This window comes from Variovorax sp. OAS795 (assembly GCF_040546685.1).
Lineage (GTDB): Bacteria > Pseudomonadota > Gammaproteobacteria > Burkholderiales > Burkholderiaceae_C > Variovorax.
Window position 1 is genome coordinate 4,979,076 of record NZ_JBEPOH010000001.1, and the last position, 21,659, is coordinate 5,000,734.

Here is a 21,659-nt window from a genome sequence, read left to right on the forward strand (position 1 = left end):
TGCCACAGGCATTGCTGCGCGAGCAGGTCCAGGCGGTCGCCGGACAGCCCTTCGAGCAGCGCGATGCGCGCAGCGCCAGGCTGGAGCGGGGAATGGCGAGGGATGAGGGCATGCGGGGGTCGATGAGGGCGCGCGCATTATGCTCGGGTGCCGCTTCGAACCCGTTCATGGACAGCCCCTCCCCTCGCCTTGCCTTTCTCTCGAGACCGCCGACACGGCGCAATCTCCGCTGGGTCAGCGGGCTGGTGCTGATGGCCTATGTCGCGGCACACCTGCTGAACCATACGCTGGGCATCGTGTCGTTCGCGGCGGCCGAAACCGTGCTGCGCGGGGTGCAGAAGTTCTGGCACAGCCTGTCGGGCACGCTGCTGCTGTACGGCGCGGCGGGCGTGCACCTGGCACTCGCGGTCAGCGCGCTGTGGGAGCGCCGTACGCTGCGCATGCCGCCGCTGGAGGGCCTGCGCGTGCTGCTGGGCTTTGCGCTGCCGCTGCTGCTGGCCACGCACCTGACGGCCATGCGCGGCGCCTACCTCGCCTATGGCATCGAGGGTTCCTATGTCCGCGTCGTCTCGGGGCTCTGGAGCCTGCCCGGCGCCGGTGCGCAGTTCGCCTTGATGCTCGCGGCCTGGAGCCACGGCTGCCTGGGTGTGCACTTCGCCCTGCGCGCGCGCCCGGGCTACCGCCGCTTCTCCCATCTGCTGCTGGCCATGGCGGTGGTGCTGCCGCTCACGGCGGCCATGGGCTTCGTCTCGATGGGGCGCGAGTTCCAGTGGACCGGCGTTCCGCCCGCGCAACTCCCGACGCCCGCGCAGGGCAAGGCACTCAATGCCGCCGAGGGCTATGTCAAGTGGTTCTACGGCCTGGCGCTGCTTGCCTTGCTGGCCGCCCGGGGAGGACGGAACTGGGTCGCGCGCTGGTCCCGCCAACCTTCCATCGCGCTGCGCTACCCCGAGCGCACGGTGCACGTGCCGCGCGGCTGGAGCGTGCTGGAAGCGAGCCGCTCACACGGCATTGCGCACCTGTCTGTGTGTGGCGGGCGGGCGCGCTGCTCGACCTGCCGCGTGCGCGTGATCGGCCCCGCAGAGCACACCGGCGCGCCCGGCCGCGACGAGCAGCGAACGCTCGAGCGCGTGCGCGCGCCGGGCGACGTGCGGCTGGCCTGCCAGCTGCGCCCGCAGGGCGACATCGAGGTGACGCCGCTGTTCGCGCCGCCGCCCAACGGGGGGCGCCCCGCGCCGGTCAGCAGCTTCGGGCGCGAGCGCGACGTGGCCGTGCTCTTCGTGGACCTTCGGCGCTGGTCGGGACTGTCGGAGCGGCAATGGCCGTTCGACCTGGCCTATGTGCTGGACCGCTACTTCGCCACCGTGGGTGCGGCCGTGCGCGAAAGCGGCGGTGTGCCGAACCAGTTCATCGGCGACAGCGTGATGGCGATCTTCGGCCTCGAGACCGACCTGCCCACCGCCTGCCGCCAGGCACTGCGCGCCACCGAACTCATCGGCCAGCGCATGGACGCGTGGAGCGAAGGCTTCGAAGCCCAGTTCGGCCAGCGGCTGGACTTCGGCATGGGCCTACATGCCGGCCGAGCGGCGGTGGGCGAAGTGGGTTATCTCGACACCACCACTTTCACGGCCATCGGCGAAGTGGTCAACACCGCAAGCCGGCTGCAGGACCACGCCAAGGCCGCCGCGTCGCGCCTGGTGGTTTCCTTGTTCGCGGCGCAGCAGGCCGGCCTTGCCCACACGGCGGAACAGGTCGACCTGCTGCGGGTGCGGGGCCGCTCCGAACCCTTGGCCGTGATCTGCTCGCCGGGCGCCGTTCAGCCGGCAGGCCGCACCGTGATGGTGGCCGCGTCCGGCGCGCCGGAGATCTCGTAGCGCACGGGGAGGAAGCGCTCGATCACCTCGCAGTTGGTGCGCGTGTGCCCGGTCACTTCGCTGCAAGTGAACGTGCCTGCGCTGCCGCTCTGCCATGCCGCCAGGCCCAGCAGCAATGCCAGCTGGTCGGCCAGGTGCGGTCCCACCGCGCCCTGGCTTTTCTGGAAGTCGCGCAGCTCTTTCACCAGCGCATGCGCCACCTGCTCGGCGCTCAGCGTCTTCTCACCGAAGGCCGTGAACACCTCGGTCACATGCTCGTAGGCCAGCGTGGCGAGCAGGGCGTTGCCAGGCCCCTCGTTCTGCCGCGCCGTGCCCACGCGCAACTGCTCGCCGGACCAGCCCATGGCCTTGCCCAGCGCTTCGAGTTCGCGCGCTGCGACGTGTCGCGCCAGCCCCGGAGCCAGGCACTCTGCGCGGGCCGACAGCAGTGCGCCGCGCGCAACGAGGTCGAAAGGCCGCAGGCCGTTCACCGCGGGCACGATGGTCGCCTCCACCTCGCCGCCGCCGGCCGGGTAGAAACCGCAGCGGCGCAGCACCAGTTGCAGGTCGGCGCCCATGCGGCGCACCAGCGGCGCGAAGGCACGCTCCAGAAAATGGAAAGGCGGCGCCATCGGGTTGTGCGTACCGCCGCGCAGGTGCACCTGGCTCGGCGCGCTGGCCAGCAGCAGCGGCGGCAGCACCGTTTGCAGCACGAGCATGCAGCTGCCCGCGCTCGCGATCGTGAAACGGTACTCGCCCGCGCGCACCGGCCCGGGCACGAAACGCAGCGACTGCGAGCCGAGCTCGGCGCCTTCGACCTGCGCACCGCTGATTTCCGCCGCGGCATGGACGCACGCGAGATGCTGGCGCATGAGCCCCGGCTTGGCACGCCCCGCGCGAATCTTCTCGATGGCGACCGGCTGGCCCGTTGCCACGGAAAGGGCGAGGCTGGTACGCAGGATCTGGCCGCCGCCCTCGCCTTGGGAGCCGTCGAGTTCGATCATGTGCGGCCTCCTTCCTGGGTGGCGGCCTCGAACCGCAGCACCGTCTCGCAAAGAAACGCGTCGAGTCCCGACGCCTCGGCCTGCGGCAACGGCGTCACCGGTTCGACCGCATTGGCCGCCAGTTCGGACTCGATGAACGCATGGATGCCGGGCCAGCGGGGGCTGGTCGCGGCTTCTCCGGCGCGCATCTTCACCTCGAGCAGCGCGTTGATCTCGCCGACGAGCGTGGCATCGCGCGCGGGGTCGAGCGTCCTCTGAGCCAGGTCAGCAAAGCGCATCGGTGGCACGCCGGCCTGCGTGCGGATCCAGCGCGCAGCCAGCAGCGGGCGAAGCACGTAGAGGTATTTCTTGTAGCGCACCTCGTCGGCCTGAAGATGCTCGCGGAAGTTCTTCTTCGCCATCGAGGTGTAGTGATGCCAGCCGCGAGCGTTGGAAAACACCGCTTCCGAGAGCGCGCGAAAACGCGGCATCGCCACCGCGTCGTCGCGGTACACGATGGGCGAGCGCAGCCATTCGAGCAGCGTGGGGTTCGATTCGCGCATCAACCCCAGCGCCTTGCGAAGGTCCCAGCCATTGATGTCGAGGTCGCCGCTGATCGGCACCTCGATCACGTCGCGCCGCGCTGTCACCGTGAGATACCACGGCAGGCGGTTGACGTAGATGAAGCGCACGTCGTAGTCGCTGTCGGGCGAGGCAAAGCCCCAGCCGCGGCTGCCGGACTCGCAGGCGAAAAGCACGGTGACGTCGTGCGTTGCTTCTATGCCGCGCAGGTTGACCATGATCTCCTCGCGCACGGTGGGGTCGATCGGGTGGGCGGAGCGGAGGAATTCCTTTTGTTCTTCTTGCTTCATGGTGTCGAAATCTCGTTCTTGTCTGTCGATGTTTTTCACTGCCCGCCGCGGCGACGGGTCAATCGGTCTGGCTCGCGATCATGGCGGCCAGCGTTCGGCGGCGGGGGTTCCAAACGGTAAGGCACCAGATGCCCCACCACTCCTTGCCCTCGTCGAAATAGTCGCTCCACATGCTGCGTTCGGGCTCGCGCTCCGGATCGCCGACCCAATCGAGCGCGACGATGCCCTCGCCCGGCAGCAAGCCCGTGCATCGGCAAAAGCGCGGGAACAGCTGCGCGCGCTCGGTTTCGTCTGCGACCTGCAGCCTGTACGGCGGATCGCCGAAGGCCGCGCAGAACCATTCGAACCACGAGACCGTTGCGGGATCGCGCGTGTGCGCGATGCGGTGCAGCGGCGCGAAACTTTCCGCGGCAATCACTGCGGCCGCATCGAGCGGCGTGGCGCGTGCGGCGCCGACGTCGAACTTAAGTGGGCTGCCGAATGCCGCCGCAACCGATGGATCGCGCGCGATCACTTCCTGGCGATAGTGTTCGGCGGCCGCCGTAATCTCGTCACACAAGAGGCGCAGCACCGCGCGATGGTGCGCTTCGCCGACGCTATCGACATCGGCGGCGACACGATGGACGGCAAACTCGAAGCCCGAACCGACGCGCTGCAGCGTCTTGCGCAGCGCGACCGCTTCGGCCTCATCGGCCGATGACAGCGACTCCACCCAATGCGGACGCACGCTCATGCCGCCTCCTCCGATAAGTGCCCGATGGGGTGCGCCGAGCGCATGAATTCTTGGTTGCTCATGAAATTCTTCTTCCTGCCGTCGGAGTTTTCATTCATCCGATCGGCCGCGGGTGACGGTGACCTTGCCGGCCCCGTCGAGTTCGAAAACATCCAGGTCGTTGGCCAGGAACGCGTTGCCTTTGTAGTGCGCCCTGGCTTCGCCCAACAACGCCGCCATACCATCCTCGTTCTGGTGGCGCGGGCTCAGGTGCGTGAGAACCAGGTTGGGCACTCCGGCGGACTGCGCAAACTCGGCCAGCAGCCGCGCCGAACTGTGCATGGGGCCGGGGCCGACCTTGTCGAGCGCCTCCTGCGTGTAGGTGGCCTCGTGCACCAGCAGTTGCGCGCCCTGGCAGGCGGCGCGCAGCAACGCGGGCTCGGCGTTGTCGCCGCCCAGCACGGCGGCTGCCGTCTCGACCTGCGCCTCTGCAAAATCCGCGCTGCGCAGCACGGCGCCGTTGAAAGGCACGTCCTCGCCGTTCTGCAACGCGCGCCATGCGGGACCCGGCGGCAGGCCGGCCGTGCGCAGGGCCTCGACCTTCAGACGCATGCGCCGGGTTTCGACCTGCACGCGAAACGCGTGGCTGGGCACGCGGTGCCGCAGCGCATGGCGCTCGATGCGAAGCCCCGGTGCTTGGTGCACCCGCGCCTGGGCTTCGACATCCACATGCTCGACCTCGTACGGCAGGTGCAGGTCAGTCAGGCGGCGCGTGGCTTCGAACCACTGCCATACCGGCAGCGGCGCGATCAGCTTCAGGGGTTTGGTGCGCTTGCCCATGCCGGCGCTCGCGAGCAGACCCGGCAGGCCGTAGCAATGGTCGCCGTGCACATGCGTGATGCAGACGGCAGCCATGTCGTGCAGCGACAGCGGCGTTTGCTGCAGCCGGTGCTGCGTGCCCTCGCCGCAGTCGACGAGGAACCAGTCGGCGCCCAGCACGGTCTGCACCGCCAGGCCGGAGACGTTGCGCTGGCGCGTGGGCGTGCCCGAAGACGTGCCCAGGAAGATGAGTTTCAACATGCCGGATCGGCCTCCGCCTTGCGCGCCAGGACCTTGGCCGCGGCCCTCGACGCTTCGTATTCCCAGCTTCCGTAGCTGCCTGTGCGGTCGGCGGCGAATGCCTGCAGCCGCTCGATCTGCGCGGGGCCACCCCACTGGCCCATGACTTCGATGGCGACCACGCGCAGGCTGCGCCACTTGCTCTGCAAGGCGGCCTCCACCTGCACCAGTGCATCGTTCGTGGGCCTCTGGGTTGCCAGCGCGCGCAACCGCGCCACCTCGTCGCCCAGCAGATTCGCGCCTTCATTGCGAAGCGCGTCATCGCGCAGGGCCCGGCGCGCCTGCCGGCACGCACGGCATCGCACCGCCTGGCTGTAGACCGAGCCTTGCGCAACCTCATGCCACCACTTCTGCTGCTTGGCCGTCCACACCTCTTGTGCGCCGCAATCGCGGCAGGTGTAGGCCTGATCCAGATAGAAATCGGGCACCTCGCCGAAGCTGGTGTTGTAGTGCGCGAGCCGCGACTTGTCGGCCATGGCCATGCCGGGCACGAGCCCGCCTGCCGACAATTGCCGGGCGTCCTGGGTGCGCAGCTTCGCCTTCAGGTTGGCCGCGCGTTCGAGGCGACGGGCCTTGATCTCGGCGCGTCGTTGCTTGTTGCTTTTCATGATCGAAGGCTCGCAATGCGAGCACCTGTTGCTACTTGGCTGGCGGCTGTGCTCCGAGCCGTTCAGCCGCTGCGTTGTTTACCCCTTCACGCACACCACCTGCTTGAGCGTGTACACCACCTCCACCAGGTCCTTCTGCGCTTCCATCACCGCGTCGATGTCCTTGTAGGCCATCGGGATCTCGTCGATCACGTCGGCGTCCTTGCGGCATTCCACGCCTTCGGTAGCGGCGATCTGGTCGGCAATGGTGAAGAGCTTCTTCGCCTTGGTGCGGCTCATGACGCGACCCGCGCCGTGGCTGCAGCTCATGAAGCTCTCGGGGTTGCCCTTTCCGCGCACGATGTAGCTCTTGGCACCCATGCTGCCGGGAATGATCCCGAGTTCGCCCGCCTTGGCGCTCACCGCGCCCTTGCGCGTGACGAGCACGTCTTCGCCGAAGTGGGTCTCGCGGCTCACGTAGTTGTGGTGGCAATTCACCGCTTCCACATGCGCCTCGAAGGGCTTGGCGATGACCTTGCGCGCGGCCGCGACCACGCGCTGCATCATCACTTCGCGGTTGGCCCGTGCGAACTTCTGGGCCCAGCCCACCGCGCGCACGTAGTCGCCGAAGTACTTGGCGCCTTCCTCGAAGTACGCCAGGTCCTGGTCGGGCAGGTTGCGCTGGTGCAGCTCGGCATCCTTCTTCGCGAGTTCGATGAAGTGCGTGCCGATGGCATTGCCCACGCCGCGCGAGCCCGAGTGCAGCATGAACCACACCGCACCCGCCTCGTCGAGGCAGACCTCGATGAAGTGGTTGCCGGTTCCCAGCGTTCCCAGGTGCTTGTGGTTGTTGGTGTTCTTGATGCGCGGGTAGTCCTCGCAGAGCAGCTCGAACTCGTCCACCAGCGTGGCCCAGGCCGCATCGGTTTCATCGGGCGGCGTTTCCCACGAGCCCTTGTCGCGGCCCATGCGCCTGGGGTTGCTTCCGTGCGGCACGGCCTTCTCGATCGCCGAGCGCAGCGGGCCCAGGTTGTCGGGCAGGTCGCGCGCATTGAGAGTGGTCTTGCACGCCATCATCCCGCAACCGATGTCCACGCCCACCGCGGCCGGGATGATGGCCTTGAAGGTCGGGATCACCGAACCCACGGTGGCGCCGATGCCGTAGTGCACGTCGGGCATGGCCGCGATGTGCCTGAACACGATGGGCAGGCGCGCGGCGTTCTCGAGCTGCTTCTGCGCTTCGTCTTCCACGGGCACACCGTTCGTCCACATCTTGACGGGGACGCCGTTGGCGACTTCGTGCAGTTTGTAGTTCGTCATATTCTTTCTCTCTCTCTCTCTCTGTCTGTTCAATTTCTATTTCTGGGAGCCCCGCAACCGCTTCTTCAATACCGCAATGAGCCCTTCGTACGTCCGAAGCGGGAATTCATGCTCTACCCAGAGTTCCCGGTACTTATCCAGCCCCATATCCACATAGATGCGCTCCAGGATCGAGTGGATGTTGCGGATCAGGTCTATGCGGTCGATACCCCCATGGTCCAGCCTCAAAGTCATCCATGGCAGTGATTCCCCAACTCGCCCAATCGCGGTAGCGGCGCAACTCGAACGCCATCTCGTCGTCGTCGCCCGTCACCACCACGTGGACCTCTCCGGGCTCGTCCATGAAGACGGCCGCGGCGGACTTCGCACCTTTTGCCAGGTCGAGACCCATGCGGGCGAGATCGCCCAGCGAATCGTGCAGGTACGACACCGCAACCGCAATAAGTCCGGCGTCGGCGCGAATGCTCAAGGTGGCCCAGCCGGTGCCGCTCAGCACGTAGCCGATCCGTTCCTGGGTGCGATCTTCTTTCGACATGATCTTCGTTTCTGTCTTTTCGCTACAACTTCGATGATTGGTGGACACGGCGGGATTCGAACCCGCATCAATACGGCGACCATGGTGTTTGACGCCATTGGCCCAGCGGCGATTGGAAACGCGCGCCAGTGGCAGACCCGTCATCGGAGCCAGCACCTGCTTCCTCAACCGTACTCGCCAACCGGCTTTCCCGCCGCATCCGGTGCTACCCGGACTGCCGGCAATACAACATTTTTGGCAGTGGCGCTCCCTTCTTTGCCAGCGCGCCCGATAAAAAAAGAGGTGACGAGGACCGGCGGGTTGTGAACTGAGCTACCTGCCGAAACAGACCGGGACTCGGACCCGGGACCTTCATGGCCAAGACCATGACGCTCTACCTGTAAACCCGCCTGCATTCACCTCAAAACAAAAAGCAGCGACAAGAGTCGGCGAAACAGTCGTGCTCTACCGCTGAGCTACGGCCTTGCGACCGGCGGGATTCGAACCCGCGACCCCGAGCGTCGGAGGCTGTAGTTCCGCCCGCATTCGCTGCACAAAAAAACTGCATTCATCCCCGTCCGGCGACCAACAATCGATGCGAGAAATAACATTTTTTTCGATGTACTCGCACCTGCATTCGCCGAACGACGACGTTCATATTCATCGGATCGGGTGCCATGGGCCAAGGCCCACGGCACCCTCTCACTACTCTCAGATCGAAGTCTCTTCGATCACACCCACCCAGTGCTCGGCGCCCAGGGCACCCGCGGCATACACCGCCAGCAGCCTGAACACTTCGTCGCTGAAGCCGCCGATGTTCAGCACATCGTCCCGCTCCTGCGCCTGGGTGGTCGCACAGGGCTGGATGTCGATGCACACCAGCCGCGCCTTCGGATTGCGCTGCTTGAACGCCGCCCACTCCTGCATGGTCGCGGTTCCGCGGCCACGTGCGGGGTCGGCCCACGACTCGTTGTCCGACACCAGCGCCACCAGATCGGCCTGCGCCTTTTCCTTGTTCAGCAACGCCAGGGGCGCGCTGCACGAGGTTCCGCCACCACCGACCGCCGCCAGCCTGGCCGCATTGGTCATCACCGAATCGCGTGGATTCAGCGTCAACGGCACCACCTTCGTCTCGAAGGGCAGCACACGCGCATCCGCATTGCGGCGCAGCACGGCGGCAGCCACCAGCGCGGCCACGTCGATGCAGCGCACCGCCGACGTCGCCGAACCGCGGTGGCCCGTGACCGGCGAGCTCATCGAGCCCGACACGTCGGGGCACACGACCACGCGGCCCTCGAACACCGGCACGTTGGCCAGCGCGAGTTCCATTGCGTCCTGCAGCGCTTCCTTCACCGCGTGCGGCACCTCGGCGCCGGCCGCTGTGAAGGCCGCCATCAGCTGGTACGGCAGCACGCGCGCCTTGGCCACGGCTTGCGGGTCACGCAGCTTGGCGGCCACGGCTTCCGCGAGGCCCGGCAGCTCGAACACACCGTGGCGCGCAAAGGTGTTCAGGTTCTGGCGCACCATCTGCCACGATCCACGCTGCGCGATCTGCGACCAGGCCCGTGCGTCCAGTTCCAGCGCGGTCAGCATCTGGAAAGGCACATCCGGCAACTCGAGCGAGCGGTCGCGCTTGAAGCGCTCGAAGGCCTGCGTCAGCGGAGGCAGCGCCTCCAGGACGTACGGACGATCGATCAGCCATGCGAACCACGCGGCGCGCCATGCTTCGGCGGGCTTGGGGTGAACCATCTTCACCACGTCGGCCAGCGAAGGCGTGTTGCCCACGGCGGCGTTCAGCAGCTGCGTTTCCGAAGCCTCGAGCAGCCATCGCTGAACCAGCTTCTTGGGCCGCGTACCGAGCGACTTGCGTCCCGCCACGCCGCTGCGCAGCATCTGCACGAAGTTGCGCAGCATCTTGCCGTTGTCCACCACGCGGGGGAACACCTTGGCGAGCAGCGCCACGTCGCGCACCGCCAGCGTGGCGGCCAGCAGCGCCGGCATGTCCTTCATGTGGCCGGCGCGGCGGGCGTAAACGGCCGTCTTGGCGACGAACAGCGGATCGACTTCGCGAGCCAGGGCCAGCACGGTCTCGAGCTGGTCCTGCGCCTGGACGTAGAAGGTGCTGTTCAGGCAGCCGGTGGCGGCGAGTTGCGCCAGCCGATGCTTGGGCGAGAGCGAATAGGCCACGCCGCCCGCTTCGTTGAGCGCGTCGACGGCCGGCAGCTGCGCGCCGCGGCGAGTCTTGAAAAGCTGAAGGTTTGCCATGCTGACTTCTCCTCTCGGGGTTCTCTTTTTGCGTATTCGTGTTTGGGTATGCACTCCTTATTGCAACGGGTGTGCCAGCCAGCGGCCATCCACCGCTAATTTTTGCAAGTCATTGATTTGAATAGATTTTTCTCAGTTGCACCGCGGGTGGCCCACAATCACAGGCGTGCGATGAAGGGGGAGGTTTTATAATTTTGGATAGCTTTTTATCCATAAAGTATGAAGAAACCCACCGTCGTCATCGGCTTCCTCGGCACGCAGCTCGATGCCGGACAGGGCACCGGCCGCTGGGAGAAGTGGCGCCCCACCGTGTCGCTCGCGCAGCACGACGACATGGTCGTCTCACGCATGGAGCTGCTCCACACGCTGAAGCACAAGGCGCTTGCCGAAGTGGTCAAGGCCGACATCGCCACCGTGTCGCCCGAAACCCAGGTCAACCTCGTTCCCATCGACCTGGAGGATCCGTGGGATTTCGGCGAGGTCTACACCCGCCTCTACGACTGGGCGCGCGGCTACCCTTTCGACACCGAGCGCGAGCAGTACTGGGCACACATCACCACCGGCACGCACGTGGCGCAGATCTGCATGTTCCTGCTGGCCGAATCGCGCGTGATTCCGGGCGTGCTGGCGCAGACCTCGCCCCCCAAGCGGCAACGCGCGGGCCACCCGGGCGAGATCGCGCTGATCGACCTGGACCTGTCGCGCTACGACGCGATCGCGCGGCGCTTCGATGCCGAGCAGCGCGACGCGGTCGCCTTCCTGAAGAGCGGCATCGCCACGCGCAACGCGCGCTTCAACGCGCTCATCGACGAGATCGAGCGCGTGGCCGTGCGCTCGCGCGCGCCGATCCTGCTGGTGGGTCCGACCGGCGCGGGCAAGTCGTTCCTCGCGCGGCGCATGTTCGAGCTCAAGCAGGCGCGCCACCAGGTGACCGGCGCCTTCGTCGAGGTGAACTGCGCCACCTTGCGCGGCGACGGTGCGGCGTCCACGCTCTTCGGCCACAAGAAGGGCGCGTTCACCGGCGCGGCCGGCGAGCGCGCGGGCCTGTTGCGCACGGCGCACCAGGGCGCGCTGTTTCTCGACGAGATCGGCGAACTCGGGCTGGACGAGCAGGCGATGCTGCTCAAGGCGATCGAGGAAAAGCGCTTCTTCCCGGTCGGCGCCGACAAGGAAGTGGAAAGCGACTTCCAGCTCATTGCGGGCACCAACCGCGACCTGCGCAGCGACGTGGCGGGCGGGCGTTTCCGCGAAGACCTGTTCGCGCGCATCAACCTGTGGACCTACGACCTGCCCGGCCTGGCGCAGCGGCCCGAGGACATCGAACCCAACATCGACCACCTGCTGGCCATCCACGCGAGCGAAAGCCATCGCGTCGTGCGCTTCAACGCCGAGGCGCGCGCGGCCTACCTGCGCTTTGCGCAGAGCGCCGAGGCGCTGTGGTGCGGCAACTTCCGCGACCTGTCGGCGAGCGTGACGCGGCTGGCCACGCTGGCCGATGGCGGGCGCATTCCCGTCGCGCTGGTGGAGGCGGAGATCGCGCGGCTGCGCTGGCTGTGGAACCGCGAGAGCCCGGCCACGCACGGCGCGGACGCTTCCGATGCCGCACTCGACGCCCTGCTGGGCGACGAACGCGCGGCGTCGCTCGACCTCTTCGACCGGCTGCAGCTCGAGGCCGTGGTGCGCGTGTGCCGCGAGTCGCGCAGCCTGTCGGATGCGGGGCGCCGCCTCTTCCAGGCCTCGCGCGCGCAGCGCAGCGTGCTGAACGATGCGGACCGGCTGCGCAAGTACCTCGCGAAACACGGGCTCGAATGGAGCAGCATCGCGGCGGGCTGACTGAGCTATCCTCCGCGCGAATGGCCCCCTCCGCATCCGCTCGATTCCTGGAAAGCACGCGATGATGAACTGGAAGCCGGCGCTGCTCGCCCTGCCGCTGTTTCTCACCGGCTGCGTCCAGTCGATGTTCTATTACCCCGACCGGGTGCGCTACGAGACGCCCGAGGCGCTGGGGCTGCGCTACGAAGCGGTGCAGTTCCAGAGCGCCGACGGCACGCGCCTGAGCGGCTGGTTCATTCCCGCCGTGAACCGGCAGAGCCCGAAGGAAGCGAAGGGCACGGTGGTGCATTTCCACGGCAACGCGCAGAACATGTCGGCGCACTGGCGCTTCGTGGCCTGGTTGCCGAAGCAGGACTTCAACGTGTTCGTGTTCGACTACCGCGGCTATGGCCAGTCCGAAGGCAAGCCCGGGCCCAAGGGCGTGTTCGAGGATTCGAACGCCGCGCTCGACCACGTGCGCACGCGCGCCGACGTCGACCCCGAGCGCCTCTTCGTCTATGGCCAAAGCCTGGGCGGCACCAACGCCATTGCGGTGGTCGGCTCGGGCAACCGCGCGGGCGTGAAGGCAGCGGCCATCGAGGCGACCTTCTATTCGTACTCGGCGATTGCCAGCGAGAAGCTCCCGGGCGCCGGCCTGCTGGTGAGTGACGCGTACGCCGCATCCAGGTACATCGGCGCCATTTCGCCCATCCCGCTGCTGCTCATCCATGGCACGGCGGACCCCGTGATCCCGCATTCGCATTCCCGGCGCCTGCTGGACGCCGCGCGCGAGCCCAAGCGCCTCGTCGAGGTGGCGGGCGCCGGCCACCTGGAGCCGATGACCGAGCGCTTCGGCACCACCTACCAGCGCGCGCTGGTCGACTTCTTCGACGCTTCGCTGCGTCCACGGCAACCATGAAGCACTTTGACGAAACCGCCACGCGCGAGCCGCTGGCCTTTGCACGGCTCGTGCCCGCACTGCGCGCCGCCTTCGCGGCCGAGGCGCATGTGCCGCCGCGCCATGTGCACTGCATCGACACGGCCGGTGCGGACAAGGGCACCGTGCTCATCATGCCGGCGTGGAGCGACGCGGGGTTCCTGGGCATCAAGACCATCAACGTCTTTCCGGGCAACGGCGCGCTCGGGCTGCCGGGCCTGCATGCCACCTACGTGCTGTACGACGCGCGCACCGGCGTGCCGCTTGCGTTGATGGACGGCAACGAGCTCACCGCGCGCCGAACGGCCGCGGCGTCGGCGCTCGGCGCCTCGTTCCTGGCGCGGCCGGATGCGCGCCGGCTGCTGGTGCTGGGAACCGGACGCATCGCACGGCTGCTGCCCGCCGCGCATGCCAGCGTGCGCCCGATCGACCAGGTGCGCGTGTGGAACCACCGGCCCCAGGGCGCCGAAGCATTGGCGGCGCAATGGCGCGCCGAAGGGCTCGACGCAGAGGCGGTGCCGGACCTCGAAGTGGCCGTGCGCCAGGCCGACATCGTGAGCTGCGCCACGCTGGCCACCGCCCCGCTGGTGCGCGGCGAATGGCTCCCGGCGGGCTCGCACCTGGACCTGATCGGCAGCTTCACGCCCGCCATGCGCGAGGCCGATGCACGCTGCTTCGAAGGCGCGCGCACCTTCGTCGACACGGCCGAGGCGCTCCAGAAGGCCGGCGATCTGCTCGACGCCATCGCAGCCGGCACGCTGCGCGCCGATGCGGTGCAGGGCACGCTGGCCGCACTCTGCCGGGGCGAGCGGCCGGGCCGCACGGGGCGCGAAGAGCGCACCGTGTTCAAGGCGGTGGGCAGTGCGCTCGAGGACCTGACGGCAGCCACGCTGGTCTGGCAGCACGGCGGATCGCCCTCCGCCTAAGGCTTAAGGCCTAGAAAAGGGGCGCAAACCCAGGCGCGGAGATGGCATTTGGCTGACACGCGCATACGTCATGCGGCTGATGGCACGGCTTTTGCGCTGAAGCTAACCTGATGCCCATACCCAGAGATCCAGAGGCCAGCCGCATGCTCACCATCCTTCAGAAAGCCACCATCCTCAGCAAAGCTGGTTTCGAGGTGCCTGCCCGCCCGGCCGAAGACAGCTCCGCATCCGCCGCCAGCGCCGTCTCGCAGAAGATGCAGGAGTGGGGCAAAGCCATCGAGACGATGTACGTGGCCTACGTGGCCGCCCGGGCGGCCAAGAGCCTGCGCGATGCCGAGGAGTCCCGCCAGACCGACATGCTGCGCCGCCTGTCGCTGAACGCCTGGGCGGCCACCTGACGCTTCGCACCTTTCCCCGCACGTCGCTCGTCAGCGCGCATCAGCCGAAAGTGAACGCATAGGCCTGCGCGCCGGCATCCAGAAATTCGATTTCGAACAGGCGCTCCTTCGCCCCGGCCGACTGGCGCACCAGCTGGTAGAGCTTCTGGCCGTCGATCACGCCCTCCCCTTCTGCATCGGTGTCCGAGCCGTGGTCCGCAAGCGGCGGCTTTCCATCGATGCGCACCCTGAAGCGAACCGGCTTGCCGTTGGCCGCCGGCCCGAGCACCAGATGCAGGTCGCGCGCCTGGAAGCGGTAGGTGATGCGCCCACCGGCACCGTTCAGCACGGCGCGCTCGGCTTCCACGGTCCAGTCGCCGGCCAGCGCCCACTGGTTGGCACGCAGGGATGAAGACGCTGGCTGGTAGACCTTGGCATGGTCCCGCGCGATGCCACCGGGCGAGGCGAAGCCGTTGGCCCGTTCGTGGCCCAGGTAGGTTTCACCGGACAGCGCGGGTTCGCTGCCGGGCGCGGCCTGCGTACCCTGCCCCAGCGGCGCCACCAGGCCGGCGGCGATGCGGGTCTGCCCCGCTTCGGCCAGCAGCTGCTGGATGACGCGTTCGGCCTTGTCGTACCGGTTCTCGCCGAACTGGTGATGGCGGATGCGGCCCTCTGCATCGATGAAGTAGAACGCGGGCCAGGCCCGGTTGTCGAAGCCGCGCCAGATCGCGTAGTCGTTGTCCATCGCCACCGGGAAGCCGATGTCGAGATCCTTGGTGGCCTTGCGCACGTTGGCCGGGCGCTTCTCGAAAGCGAACTCCGGCGTGTGCACGCCGATGACCACCAGGCCGGCGTCCTTGTACTTCTCGGCCCATGCGCGAACGTACGGCAGCGTGCGCAGGCAGTTGATGCACGAATAGGTCCAGAAGTCGACCAGCACCACCTTGCCGCGCAATGCCGCGGGTGTCAGCGGCGCGCTGTTGATCCACTCGGTGGCCCCGGCCAGGGAAGGAAAATTGCCTTCGATCCTGAGCGCGCTCGGCGCCGAGGGCGTCGGGCGGTCCTCCTTTTCCGAGACGCGCACCAGGCCCGCGCCTTCGCGCAGCGAAACCGGCTCGGCCTGAGGTTCGGGCGATGGCTTCGGCATATCCCTGTTGATTTTTTCCACCAGCGCCTGCTCCAGCGCCGAGGTGGTGCCGACCGACAGGCGCGCAAGCAGGCCGGTATCCAGCCCCAGCGCGATGGCGCCCACGCCCACCAGCACGGCGGCGCCCGCTGCGCGCCGCAGCCATTCGCCGGTATGCAGCGATCGCTTCATGGCGGTGAGCAGCCGGCCGCCGAAGAGCAGCGCGGCCGCCAGCGACGTGCATGCGCCGGCGGCATAGGCAAGCAGCAGCAGCGACGTGCCGACGCTGGCGCCATTGAGGGCCGCGCCGGTCAGGATCAGGCCGAGGATCGGCCCCGCGCAGGGCGCCCAGAGCAGGCCCGTGCCCACGCCCAGCAGCAACGGCGAAAACACCGAGGCAGGCGCCGCACCCGCAGTGCCGTGCGGCCCCGTCCCGGACGACAGGCGAAGGCCGAGCGCCACCAGGGGCCGGCTCAGGCGGTCGGCCACGGCCGGGAACATCAGCGTCACGCCGAACAGCGCAAGCATGGCCAGCGCGGCATGGCGCCCATATTCGTTGAGCGTGACGATCCAGCCGCCGCCCACCGCCGCCAGCGTGGCGACCGCGGCAAAGGCCAGCGCCATGCCCAGCAGCATGGGCAGGCCGTGCGAGCGGAACGGGCGGTCGGCGCGCGCGAACACGAAGGGCAGCACCGGCAGGATGCAGGGGCTCAGGATGGTGAGCACCCCGCCCAGGTAGGCGACAAGGAGGATGAGCATGATGTCGGATCGTCCGTAGGGAGTGGGTTCAGTGCGCCGGCGCGCCGGCCAGCGCGAGCCGCGCCTCCAGCCCGCCTTCGGCGCGGTTGTGCAGCGTGAGCTCGGCGCCCATGGCCATCGCCAGCTGGTGCGCAATGGCCAGGCCCAGCCCGGTGCCGCCGGTGCTGCGGTTGCGCGAGCTCTCGACGCGGTAGAAGGGCTTGAGCACCGCGTCGAGTTCATCGGGCGGGATGCCGGGGCCGTCGTCGAGCACGCGCAACACCAGGCGGCCGCCTTCGGCATGGACGCACAGGCGCACGTCGCTGCCGAACTTCAGCGCGTTGTCGATCAGGTTCATCAGGATCCGGCGCAGCGCGTTGGGGCGGCTCACGATGGGCGCGCCGGCCTTGCCTTCGAGGCGCACCGGCTGGCCCACGTCCTCGTAGTCGGCCACCAGGCTTTCGAGCAGCGCGTCCGCGTCGATGCGCAGGGGTGGCTCGGTGGCGCCGTGCAGCGTGCGCGCATAGGTCACGCCTTCGCGCACCAGCGAGTGCATGGCGTCCAGGTCCTGGCGGAATTTCTCGCGGTCGTGCGCGTTGTCCATCATCTCGGTGCGCAGGCGCATGCGCGTGATCGGCGTCTGCAGGTCGTGCGAGATGGCAGCAAGAATCTCGACGCGCTCGGCCATGTAGCCCGCGATGCGCTGCTGCATGGCATTGAAGGCACGCGCCGCGTGTGCCACTTCGGTCGGCCCCTCTTCGGCAAGGCTCCGCGCCGTCAGGTCGGGACCCAGGTCGTCGGCCGCGGCAGACAACTGCGCAAGCGGCCGCGTCACCAGCCGCACCGCGACCCAGGCGCACACCGCCAGCATCAGCAGCTGGATCGCAAGGACCCACATCACCCAGCCCGAGACCGGCATGCCCACGCGCATGGCATGGACCACCACGGAAGAGCCGTCGCCGAGCCGCACCTGGATCTGCAGGCCCTCGGGCGGCCACGCCACCTCGCCGACCTTGACGATCTCGAACGGGCGCATCGCCTCCGTGATGGCCTTGGCAAACTGGCGCGAAGCCTCCGAACCGGGCTCGCCGCCCTCGGCGCTGCCGCCCAGCACGAAGCGGTAGTTGCGCCGCTCCAGCCGGTCGAGCCAGCCGGCGCGTTCGGCCGCGGGCAGGCGGTCGAGGATGGCGACAGAACTTGCGATGTCGCGCTCGATGCCGGTCATCATCAGCTCGCGCAGCGCCAGGTTGCGTTCGTAGCGAATGGCGGCAAAGGTGAGCAGCTGCGCCACCGCAAGGCCCACCACGATGATCAGCGTGACCCGCAGGAAGAGCGAACCGGGAAGCAGCCGCCGCCAGCCTCGGGCGCCCACGCCCATGCCGCCGGCACCGGAGGGGTTCACGGGAGCAATCGCGGGAGTGGACATGGGCACCTCTTGTCTATGAAAACCGCTGGCTCACACCAGGTGGATGGCAACGTCGATGTTGCCGCGCGTCGCCTTGGAGTATGGGCAGGTCTGGTGCGCCGCGTCCGTCAGTGCCTTGGCCACTTCGCGGTCCAGGCCCGGCAGGCTCACGTTCAGGCGCGCCTGCAGGAAATACTCGGCGCCCGCCATGCCGAGGTCGACTTCGGCGTCCACGGCCAGGTCGGGCGGCAGCGTGACCTTCATCTGGCCGGCCGCCTTGCCCATGGCGCCGATGAAGCAGGCCGACCAGCCGGCGGCAAACAGCTGCTCGGGATTGGTGCCGCTGCCCGCGCTGCCGGGTGACGAGAGCTTGATGTCGAGCCGGCCGTCGGAGCTGCGCGCTGCGCCGTCGCGGCCTCCCGAAGAGGTGTGGGTCTTGCCGGTGTAGAGGACTTTTTCGATGCGGGACATGGTGGATCCTTGAGGGTGATAAGTTGGGAACGGACGGATTGTTGAGCCGCCCCTGCCCCGCCGGCGCACATTGCGTATGCCTGTGTATCCGCGAGAGAAATCCACACACTACGTTTCACCGGCTGCATCCTTGCCGGGCGAGGAGCGCTACATTCCGGCTGCGGGCGCCTCCCGCGCCACACCTTCCTGCCCAACGCCATGACGCCAAAGACTTCGGACCACATCCTCATCGTCGACGACGACCGGGAGATTCGCGAGCTGCTCACGACCTACCTGGTGAAGAACGGCTTGCGCGTGGTGGCGGTGCCCACCGGCCGGCACATGCGCGCCGCGCTCGAGGCGTCGGGCCCGTTCGACCTGATCATCCTGGACCTGATGCTGCCCGGCGAAGACGGGCTCACGCTCTGCCGCGACCTGCGCACCGGCAAGTACAAGGCGACGCCGATCCTCATGCTGACCGCGCGCAGCGAGGAAGCCGACCGCATCCTGGGCCTGGAAATGGGCGCCGACGACTACCTGGCCAAACCCTTTTCGGCGCGCGAGCTGCTCGCGCGCATTCGCGCCGTGATGCGCCGCACGCGCATGCTGCCGCCGAACATGGGCGCCGTCGAACCCGCGCACAAGCTCGGATTCGGCGAATGGCAGGTCGACACGGTGGCGCGCCACCTGATCGACGAGAGCGGCGTGATGGTGGCGCTGAGCGGCGCCGAGTACCGGCTGCTGCGCGTGTTCCTGGACCACCCGCAAAAGGTGCTGAGCCGCGACCAGCTGCTGAGCCTCACCCAGGGCCGCGAAGCCGAGCTCTTCGAGCGCTCGATCGACCTGCTCGTGAGCCGGCTGCGGCAGCGGCTGCGCGACGATGCGCGCGAGCCCCGCTACATCAAGACCGTGCGCAGCGAAGGCTACGTGCTCGCTTCGGCCGTCGAGGCGCTTGGCTGACCGACGCCACGCACTGGCAGCTGGTGGGGTTGCGGATCTCGTGGGCCATACCGCCGGCAAAGAACAGCAGCGCGAACCAGAGCTTCTTCATCGGACGCTCCCGCCCGGCGCGGCAGGGCTTACGCCTGCCGTTGCAGGTTCAGCAAGCAGCGCCTGGATCTTCTTCTCGGTGGTGGCGTAGCTGCCTTCGCCGAAGTGCGAGTAGGCGATGCGCCCCTGCTTGTCGATCAGGTACACCGCGGGCCAGTACTGGTTGTTGAAGGCCTTCCAGGTTCCATAGCTGTTGTCTTGCGCCACCGCGTGCCTGATCTGCAGGCGCTGGATCGCGTCCTTCACGTTCTTCGTCGATTTCTCGAACGCGAACTCCGGCGTGTGCACGCCCACCACGGTCAGTCCCTTGTCCTTGTACTTCTCGTGCCACTCCTTCACGTGCGGCAGGTGGTTGAGGCAGTTGATGCAGGTGTAGGTCCAGAAATCGACCAGCACCACCTGGCCGCGAAGTGCTTCGAGCTTGAGGGGCTGCGAATTGAGCCAGGTGTCGATGGCCTGGAACTCCGGCGCAGCGCGCGCCGCGCCTGCGGGCGTGTCACCGCCCAATGGCGGCGCGGCGAACGTGAGGGCGGCCACCGACGCGGCAATGGCCGCGCCAATGGCGATGAGGGAGAGCTTCATGGCGATTTCCTCGGTGCGATGCGCAACAGGCGCGGTGGATGACGGGCGGATTGTTTTCCGCCCATCGCTCCCCGGCGCCCATTGCGTATGCCTCTGTATCGAGGCTGGAAATCGACACACTACGTTGCGGGTCAGACCCGCTCGAGGATCACCGCAATGCCCTGCCCCACGCCGATGCACATGGTGCACAGCGCATAGCGGCCGCCGCCCTTGTGCAGCTGGTTCACCGCGGTGGTGGCCAGGCGCGCGCCGCTGGCGCCGAGCGGATGGCCGAGCGCGATGGCGCCGCCGTTGATGTTGACGCGCGCATCATCGTCCTGGAGGCCCAGCAGGCGCAGCACGGCCAGGCCTTGGGCTGCGAAGGCTTCGTTGAGCTCGATCACGTCGATCTGGTCGATGGTGAGACCGGTCAGGGCCAGCACCTTTTGCGTGGCGGGTGCGGGGCCGATGCCCATGACGCGCGGCGCGACGCCGGCGGTGGCCATGCCGACCACGCGGGCGCGCGGCGTCAGGCCATGCTTGGCGGCGCTGGCTTCGTCGGCCAGCAGCAGCGCGCAGGCGCCGTCGTTCACGCCGCTCGCATTGCCTGCGGTCACGGTGCCGTCGGGGCGCACCACGCCCTTCAGCCTGGCGAGCGATTCCATGCTTGTCTCGCGCGGATGCTCGTCCTTGTCGACGACGAGCGCGTCGCCCTTTTTCTGCGGCACGCTCACGGGCACGATCTCGGCGTCGAAGAAGCCGGACTTCTGCGAGGCCACGGCGCGCAGTTGCGAGTTGAGCGCCATCAGGTCCTGCGCTTCGCGACCGATCTTGTAGTCGGTCGCCACGTTCTCCGCCGTCTCGGGCATGGAGTCGACGCCGTACTGCGCCTTCATGAGCTTGTTGACGAAGCGCCAGCCGATGGTGGTGTCGTAAACCGCGTTGTTGCGGCTGAAGGCGCTCTCGGCCTTGGGCATGACGAAGGGCGCACGGCTCATGCTTTCGACGCCGCCGGCGATCATGAGGCCGGCCTCGCCGGCGCGGATGGCACGCGCGGCGGTGCCCACGGCATCGAGGCCGGAGCCGCACAGGCGGTTGATGGTGGCGCCGCCCAGTTCGAGCGGCAGGCCCGCGAGCAGCGCCGACATGCGCGCGACGTTGCGGTTGTCTTCGCCGGCCTGGTTGGCGCAGCCGTAGAGCACGTCGCCCACGGCCTGCCAGTCGACGTTCTTGTTGCGTTCCATGAGTGCGCGCAGCGGCACGGCGCCGAGGTCGTCGGTGCGCACGCTGCTGAGCGAGCCGCCGTAGCGGCCGAAGGGGGTGCGCACGGCGTCGCAGATGAAGGCTTGTGGGGTCATGGTGTGTCTCGTTGGAAGTGAATCGAACTCGGGCGTTGCGCTTTCAAGCGGCGATCGGCAGGCCCACGAGCTTTTCGAGCTCCTCGCGGCTGAGCCCTTGGACCAGGTCGACGAGCTTCAGGCCTTCGGGCGTGCATTCGAGCGTGGCAAGGTCGGAGTACACGCGCTTGACGCAGCCGATGCCGGTGAGCGGATAGGTGCATTCCTTCACCAGTTTGCTCGTGCCCTGCTTGGTGAGCAGGTCCATCATGACCCACGTCTGCTTGGCACCGATGGCCAGGTCCATGGCGCCGCCGACGGCCGGGATCGCGTCTTTCTCGCCGGTGTGCCAATTGGCAAGGTCGCCCGTGGCCGACACCTGGAACGCGCCGAGCACGCAGATGTCGAGGTGGCCGCCGCGCATCATCGCGAAGCTGTCGGCATGGTGAAAGAACGAGCCGCCAGGCAGCAGCGTGACGGGCTGCTTGCCGGCGTTGATGAGGTCGTAGTCTTCTTCGCCGGCCTCGGGCGCGGGGCCCATGCCGAGGATGCCATTCTCGCTCTGCAGGATGACCTCGCGGCCCTTCGGCAGGTGGTTGGCCACCAGCGTGGGCTGCCCGATGCCGAGGTTGACGACCGCGCCGTCGAAGATGTCCTGCGCCACGCGGGCGGCGAGCTGGTCCTTGGTGCGGCGCGTGTAATTGGTGCTGCTCAT

20 protein-coding genes are annotated in these 21,659 nt (G+C 67.9%); 6 read left to right on the forward strand and 14 right to left on the reverse strand.

Translation table 11 applies throughout. From position 1 onward, the window contains the following. Positions 1-167 precede the first annotated feature (167 nt). Entirely contained in the window at positions 168-1,874 is a 1,707-nt protein-coding gene (locus ABID97_RS24100) for an adenylate/guanylate cyclase domain-containing protein (protein ID WP_354401298.1), read from the forward strand. Here the strand turns inward: ABID97_RS24100 and rtcA are convergent. The 8 genes from rtcA to ABID97_RS24140 all read right to left on the reverse strand — a co-directional run bounded on the left by rtcA (position 1,817) and on the right by ABID97_RS24140 (position 10,225). After that, complete coding sequence (gene rtcA, locus ABID97_RS24105) at positions 1,817-2,857, reverse strand: RNA 3'-terminal phosphate cyclase (RefSeq protein WP_354401299.1); 1,041 nt, start codon at positions 2,855-2,857, stop codon at positions 1,817-1,819. The two genes, ABID97_RS24100 and rtcA, sit on opposite strands and share 58 nt — an antisense overlap. After that, positions 2,854-3,708: a nucleotidyltransferase domain-containing protein gene (locus tag ABID97_RS24110; protein ID WP_354401301.1), complete on the reverse strand. Its 855-nt coding sequence runs from the start codon at positions 3,706-3,708 to the stop codon at positions 2,854-2,856. The genes rtcA and ABID97_RS24110 overlap by 4 nt, the downstream gene beginning before the upstream one ends. Before the next feature lie 58 nt (positions 3,709-3,766). Next, positions 3,767-4,441: a hypothetical protein gene (locus tag ABID97_RS24115; protein WP_354401303.1), complete on the reverse strand. Its 675-nt coding sequence runs from the start codon at positions 4,439-4,441 to the stop codon at positions 3,767-3,769. Positions 4,442-4,531: 90 nt separating this feature from the next. Next, positions 4,532-5,500, reverse strand: coding sequence for a ribonuclease Z (locus ABID97_RS24120; RefSeq protein ID WP_354401304.1), 969 nt, complete (start codon positions 5,498-5,500; stop codon positions 4,532-4,534). Beyond that, complete coding sequence (locus ABID97_RS24125; protein ID WP_354401305.1) at positions 5,494-6,147, reverse strand: zinc-ribbon domain containing protein; 654 nt, start codon at positions 6,145-6,147, stop codon at positions 5,494-5,496. Before ABID97_RS24125 ends, ABID97_RS24120 begins: the two co-directional genes overlap by 7 nt. A 78-nt stretch (positions 6,148-6,225) precedes the next feature. Next, positions 6,226-7,446, reverse strand: a complete 1,221-nt coding sequence (locus ABID97_RS24130; protein ID WP_354401307.1) for an RtcB family protein — start codon at positions 7,444-7,446, stop codon at positions 6,226-6,228. Positions 7,447-7,579: 133 nt separating this feature from the next. Next, positions 7,580-8,125 carry a hypothetical protein gene (locus ABID97_RS24135; protein WP_354401309.1) on the reverse strand — a complete coding sequence of 182 codons (546 nt, stop codon included), beginning with the start codon at positions 8,123-8,125 and terminating at the stop codon, positions 7,580-7,582. 546 nt (positions 8,126-8,671) lie between these two features. Then, a complete protein-coding gene (locus ABID97_RS24140) occupies positions 8,672-10,225 on the reverse strand; it encodes a vWA domain-containing protein (protein WP_354401310.1) in 1,554 nt (517 codons plus the stop codon). 219 nt (positions 10,226-10,444) lie between these two features. Between ABID97_RS24140 and rtcR the strand changes: the two genes are divergently transcribed. The 4 genes from rtcR (at position 10,445) to ABID97_RS24160 (ending at position 14,298) form a co-directional block, all read left to right on the forward strand. After that, positions 10,445-12,058 carry an RNA repair transcriptional activator RtcR gene (rtcR, locus tag ABID97_RS24145; protein WP_354401312.1) on the forward strand — a complete coding sequence of 538 codons (1,614 nt, stop codon included), beginning with the start codon at positions 10,445-10,447 and terminating at the stop codon, positions 12,056-12,058. Between the two features lie 61 nt (positions 12,059-12,119). Further along, positions 12,120-12,956 carry an alpha/beta hydrolase gene (locus tag ABID97_RS24150; protein WP_354401314.1) on the forward strand — a complete coding sequence of 279 codons (837 nt, stop codon included), beginning with the start codon at positions 12,120-12,122 and terminating at the stop codon, positions 12,954-12,956. Then, positions 12,953-13,900, forward strand: a complete 948-nt coding sequence (gene lhpI / locus ABID97_RS24155) for a bifunctional Delta(1)-pyrroline-2-carboxylate/Delta(1)-piperideine-2-carboxylate reductase (protein ID WP_354401315.1) — start codon at positions 12,953-12,955, stop codon at positions 13,898-13,900. The genes ABID97_RS24150 and lhpI overlap by 4 nt, the downstream gene beginning before the upstream one ends. Positions 13,901-14,043: 143 nt before the next feature. After that, positions 14,044-14,298: a hypothetical protein gene (locus ABID97_RS24160; RefSeq protein WP_354401316.1), complete on the forward strand. Its 255-nt coding sequence runs from the start codon at positions 14,044-14,046 to the stop codon at positions 14,296-14,298. 40 nt (positions 14,299-14,338) lie between these two features. Here the strand turns inward: ABID97_RS24160 and ABID97_RS24165 are convergent, their stop codons facing one another. From ABID97_RS24165 to ABID97_RS24175, 3 genes are read right to left on the reverse strand one after another with little or no spacing between them, the layout of a single operon-like run. Further along, positions 14,339-16,162, reverse strand: a complete 1,824-nt coding sequence (locus tag ABID97_RS24165; protein WP_354401317.1) for a cytochrome c biogenesis protein DipZ — start codon at positions 16,160-16,162, stop codon at positions 14,339-14,341. Positions 16,163-16,190: 28 nt separating this feature from the next. Next, positions 16,191-17,567, reverse strand: coding sequence for an ATP-binding protein (locus ABID97_RS24170; RefSeq protein WP_354401318.1), 1,377 nt, complete (start codon positions 17,565-17,567; stop codon positions 16,191-16,193). A gap of 30 nt (positions 17,568-17,597) precedes the next feature. Beyond that, positions 17,598-18,017, reverse strand: coding sequence for an organic hydroperoxide resistance protein (locus ABID97_RS24175; protein WP_354401319.1), 420 nt, complete (start codon positions 18,015-18,017; stop codon positions 17,598-17,600). Between the two features lie 198 nt (positions 18,018-18,215). Between ABID97_RS24175 and ABID97_RS24180 the strand changes: the two genes are divergently transcribed. Beyond that, positions 18,216-18,956, forward strand: a complete 741-nt coding sequence (locus ABID97_RS24180) for a response regulator (protein WP_354401320.1) — start codon at positions 18,216-18,218, stop codon at positions 18,954-18,956. Positions 18,957-19,043: 87 nt separating this feature from the next. Here the strand turns inward: ABID97_RS24180 and ABID97_RS24185 are convergent, their stop codons facing one another. The 3 genes from ABID97_RS24185 to ABID97_RS24195 form a co-directional block, all read right to left on the reverse strand. After that, positions 19,044-19,628, reverse strand: a complete 585-nt coding sequence (locus tag ABID97_RS24185) for a thioredoxin family protein (RefSeq protein ID WP_354401321.1) — start codon at positions 19,626-19,628, stop codon at positions 19,044-19,046. A 131-nt stretch (positions 19,629-19,759) separates the two neighbouring features. Further along, entirely contained in the window at positions 19,760-20,965 is a 1,206-nt protein-coding gene (gene pcaF, locus ABID97_RS24190) for a 3-oxoadipyl-CoA thiolase (protein ID WP_354401322.1), read from the reverse strand. A 43-nt stretch (positions 20,966-21,008) separates the two neighbouring features. Then, a complete protein-coding gene (locus ABID97_RS24195; RefSeq protein WP_354401323.1) occupies positions 21,009-21,659 on the reverse strand; it encodes a 3-oxoacid CoA-transferase subunit B in 651 nt (216 codons plus the stop codon).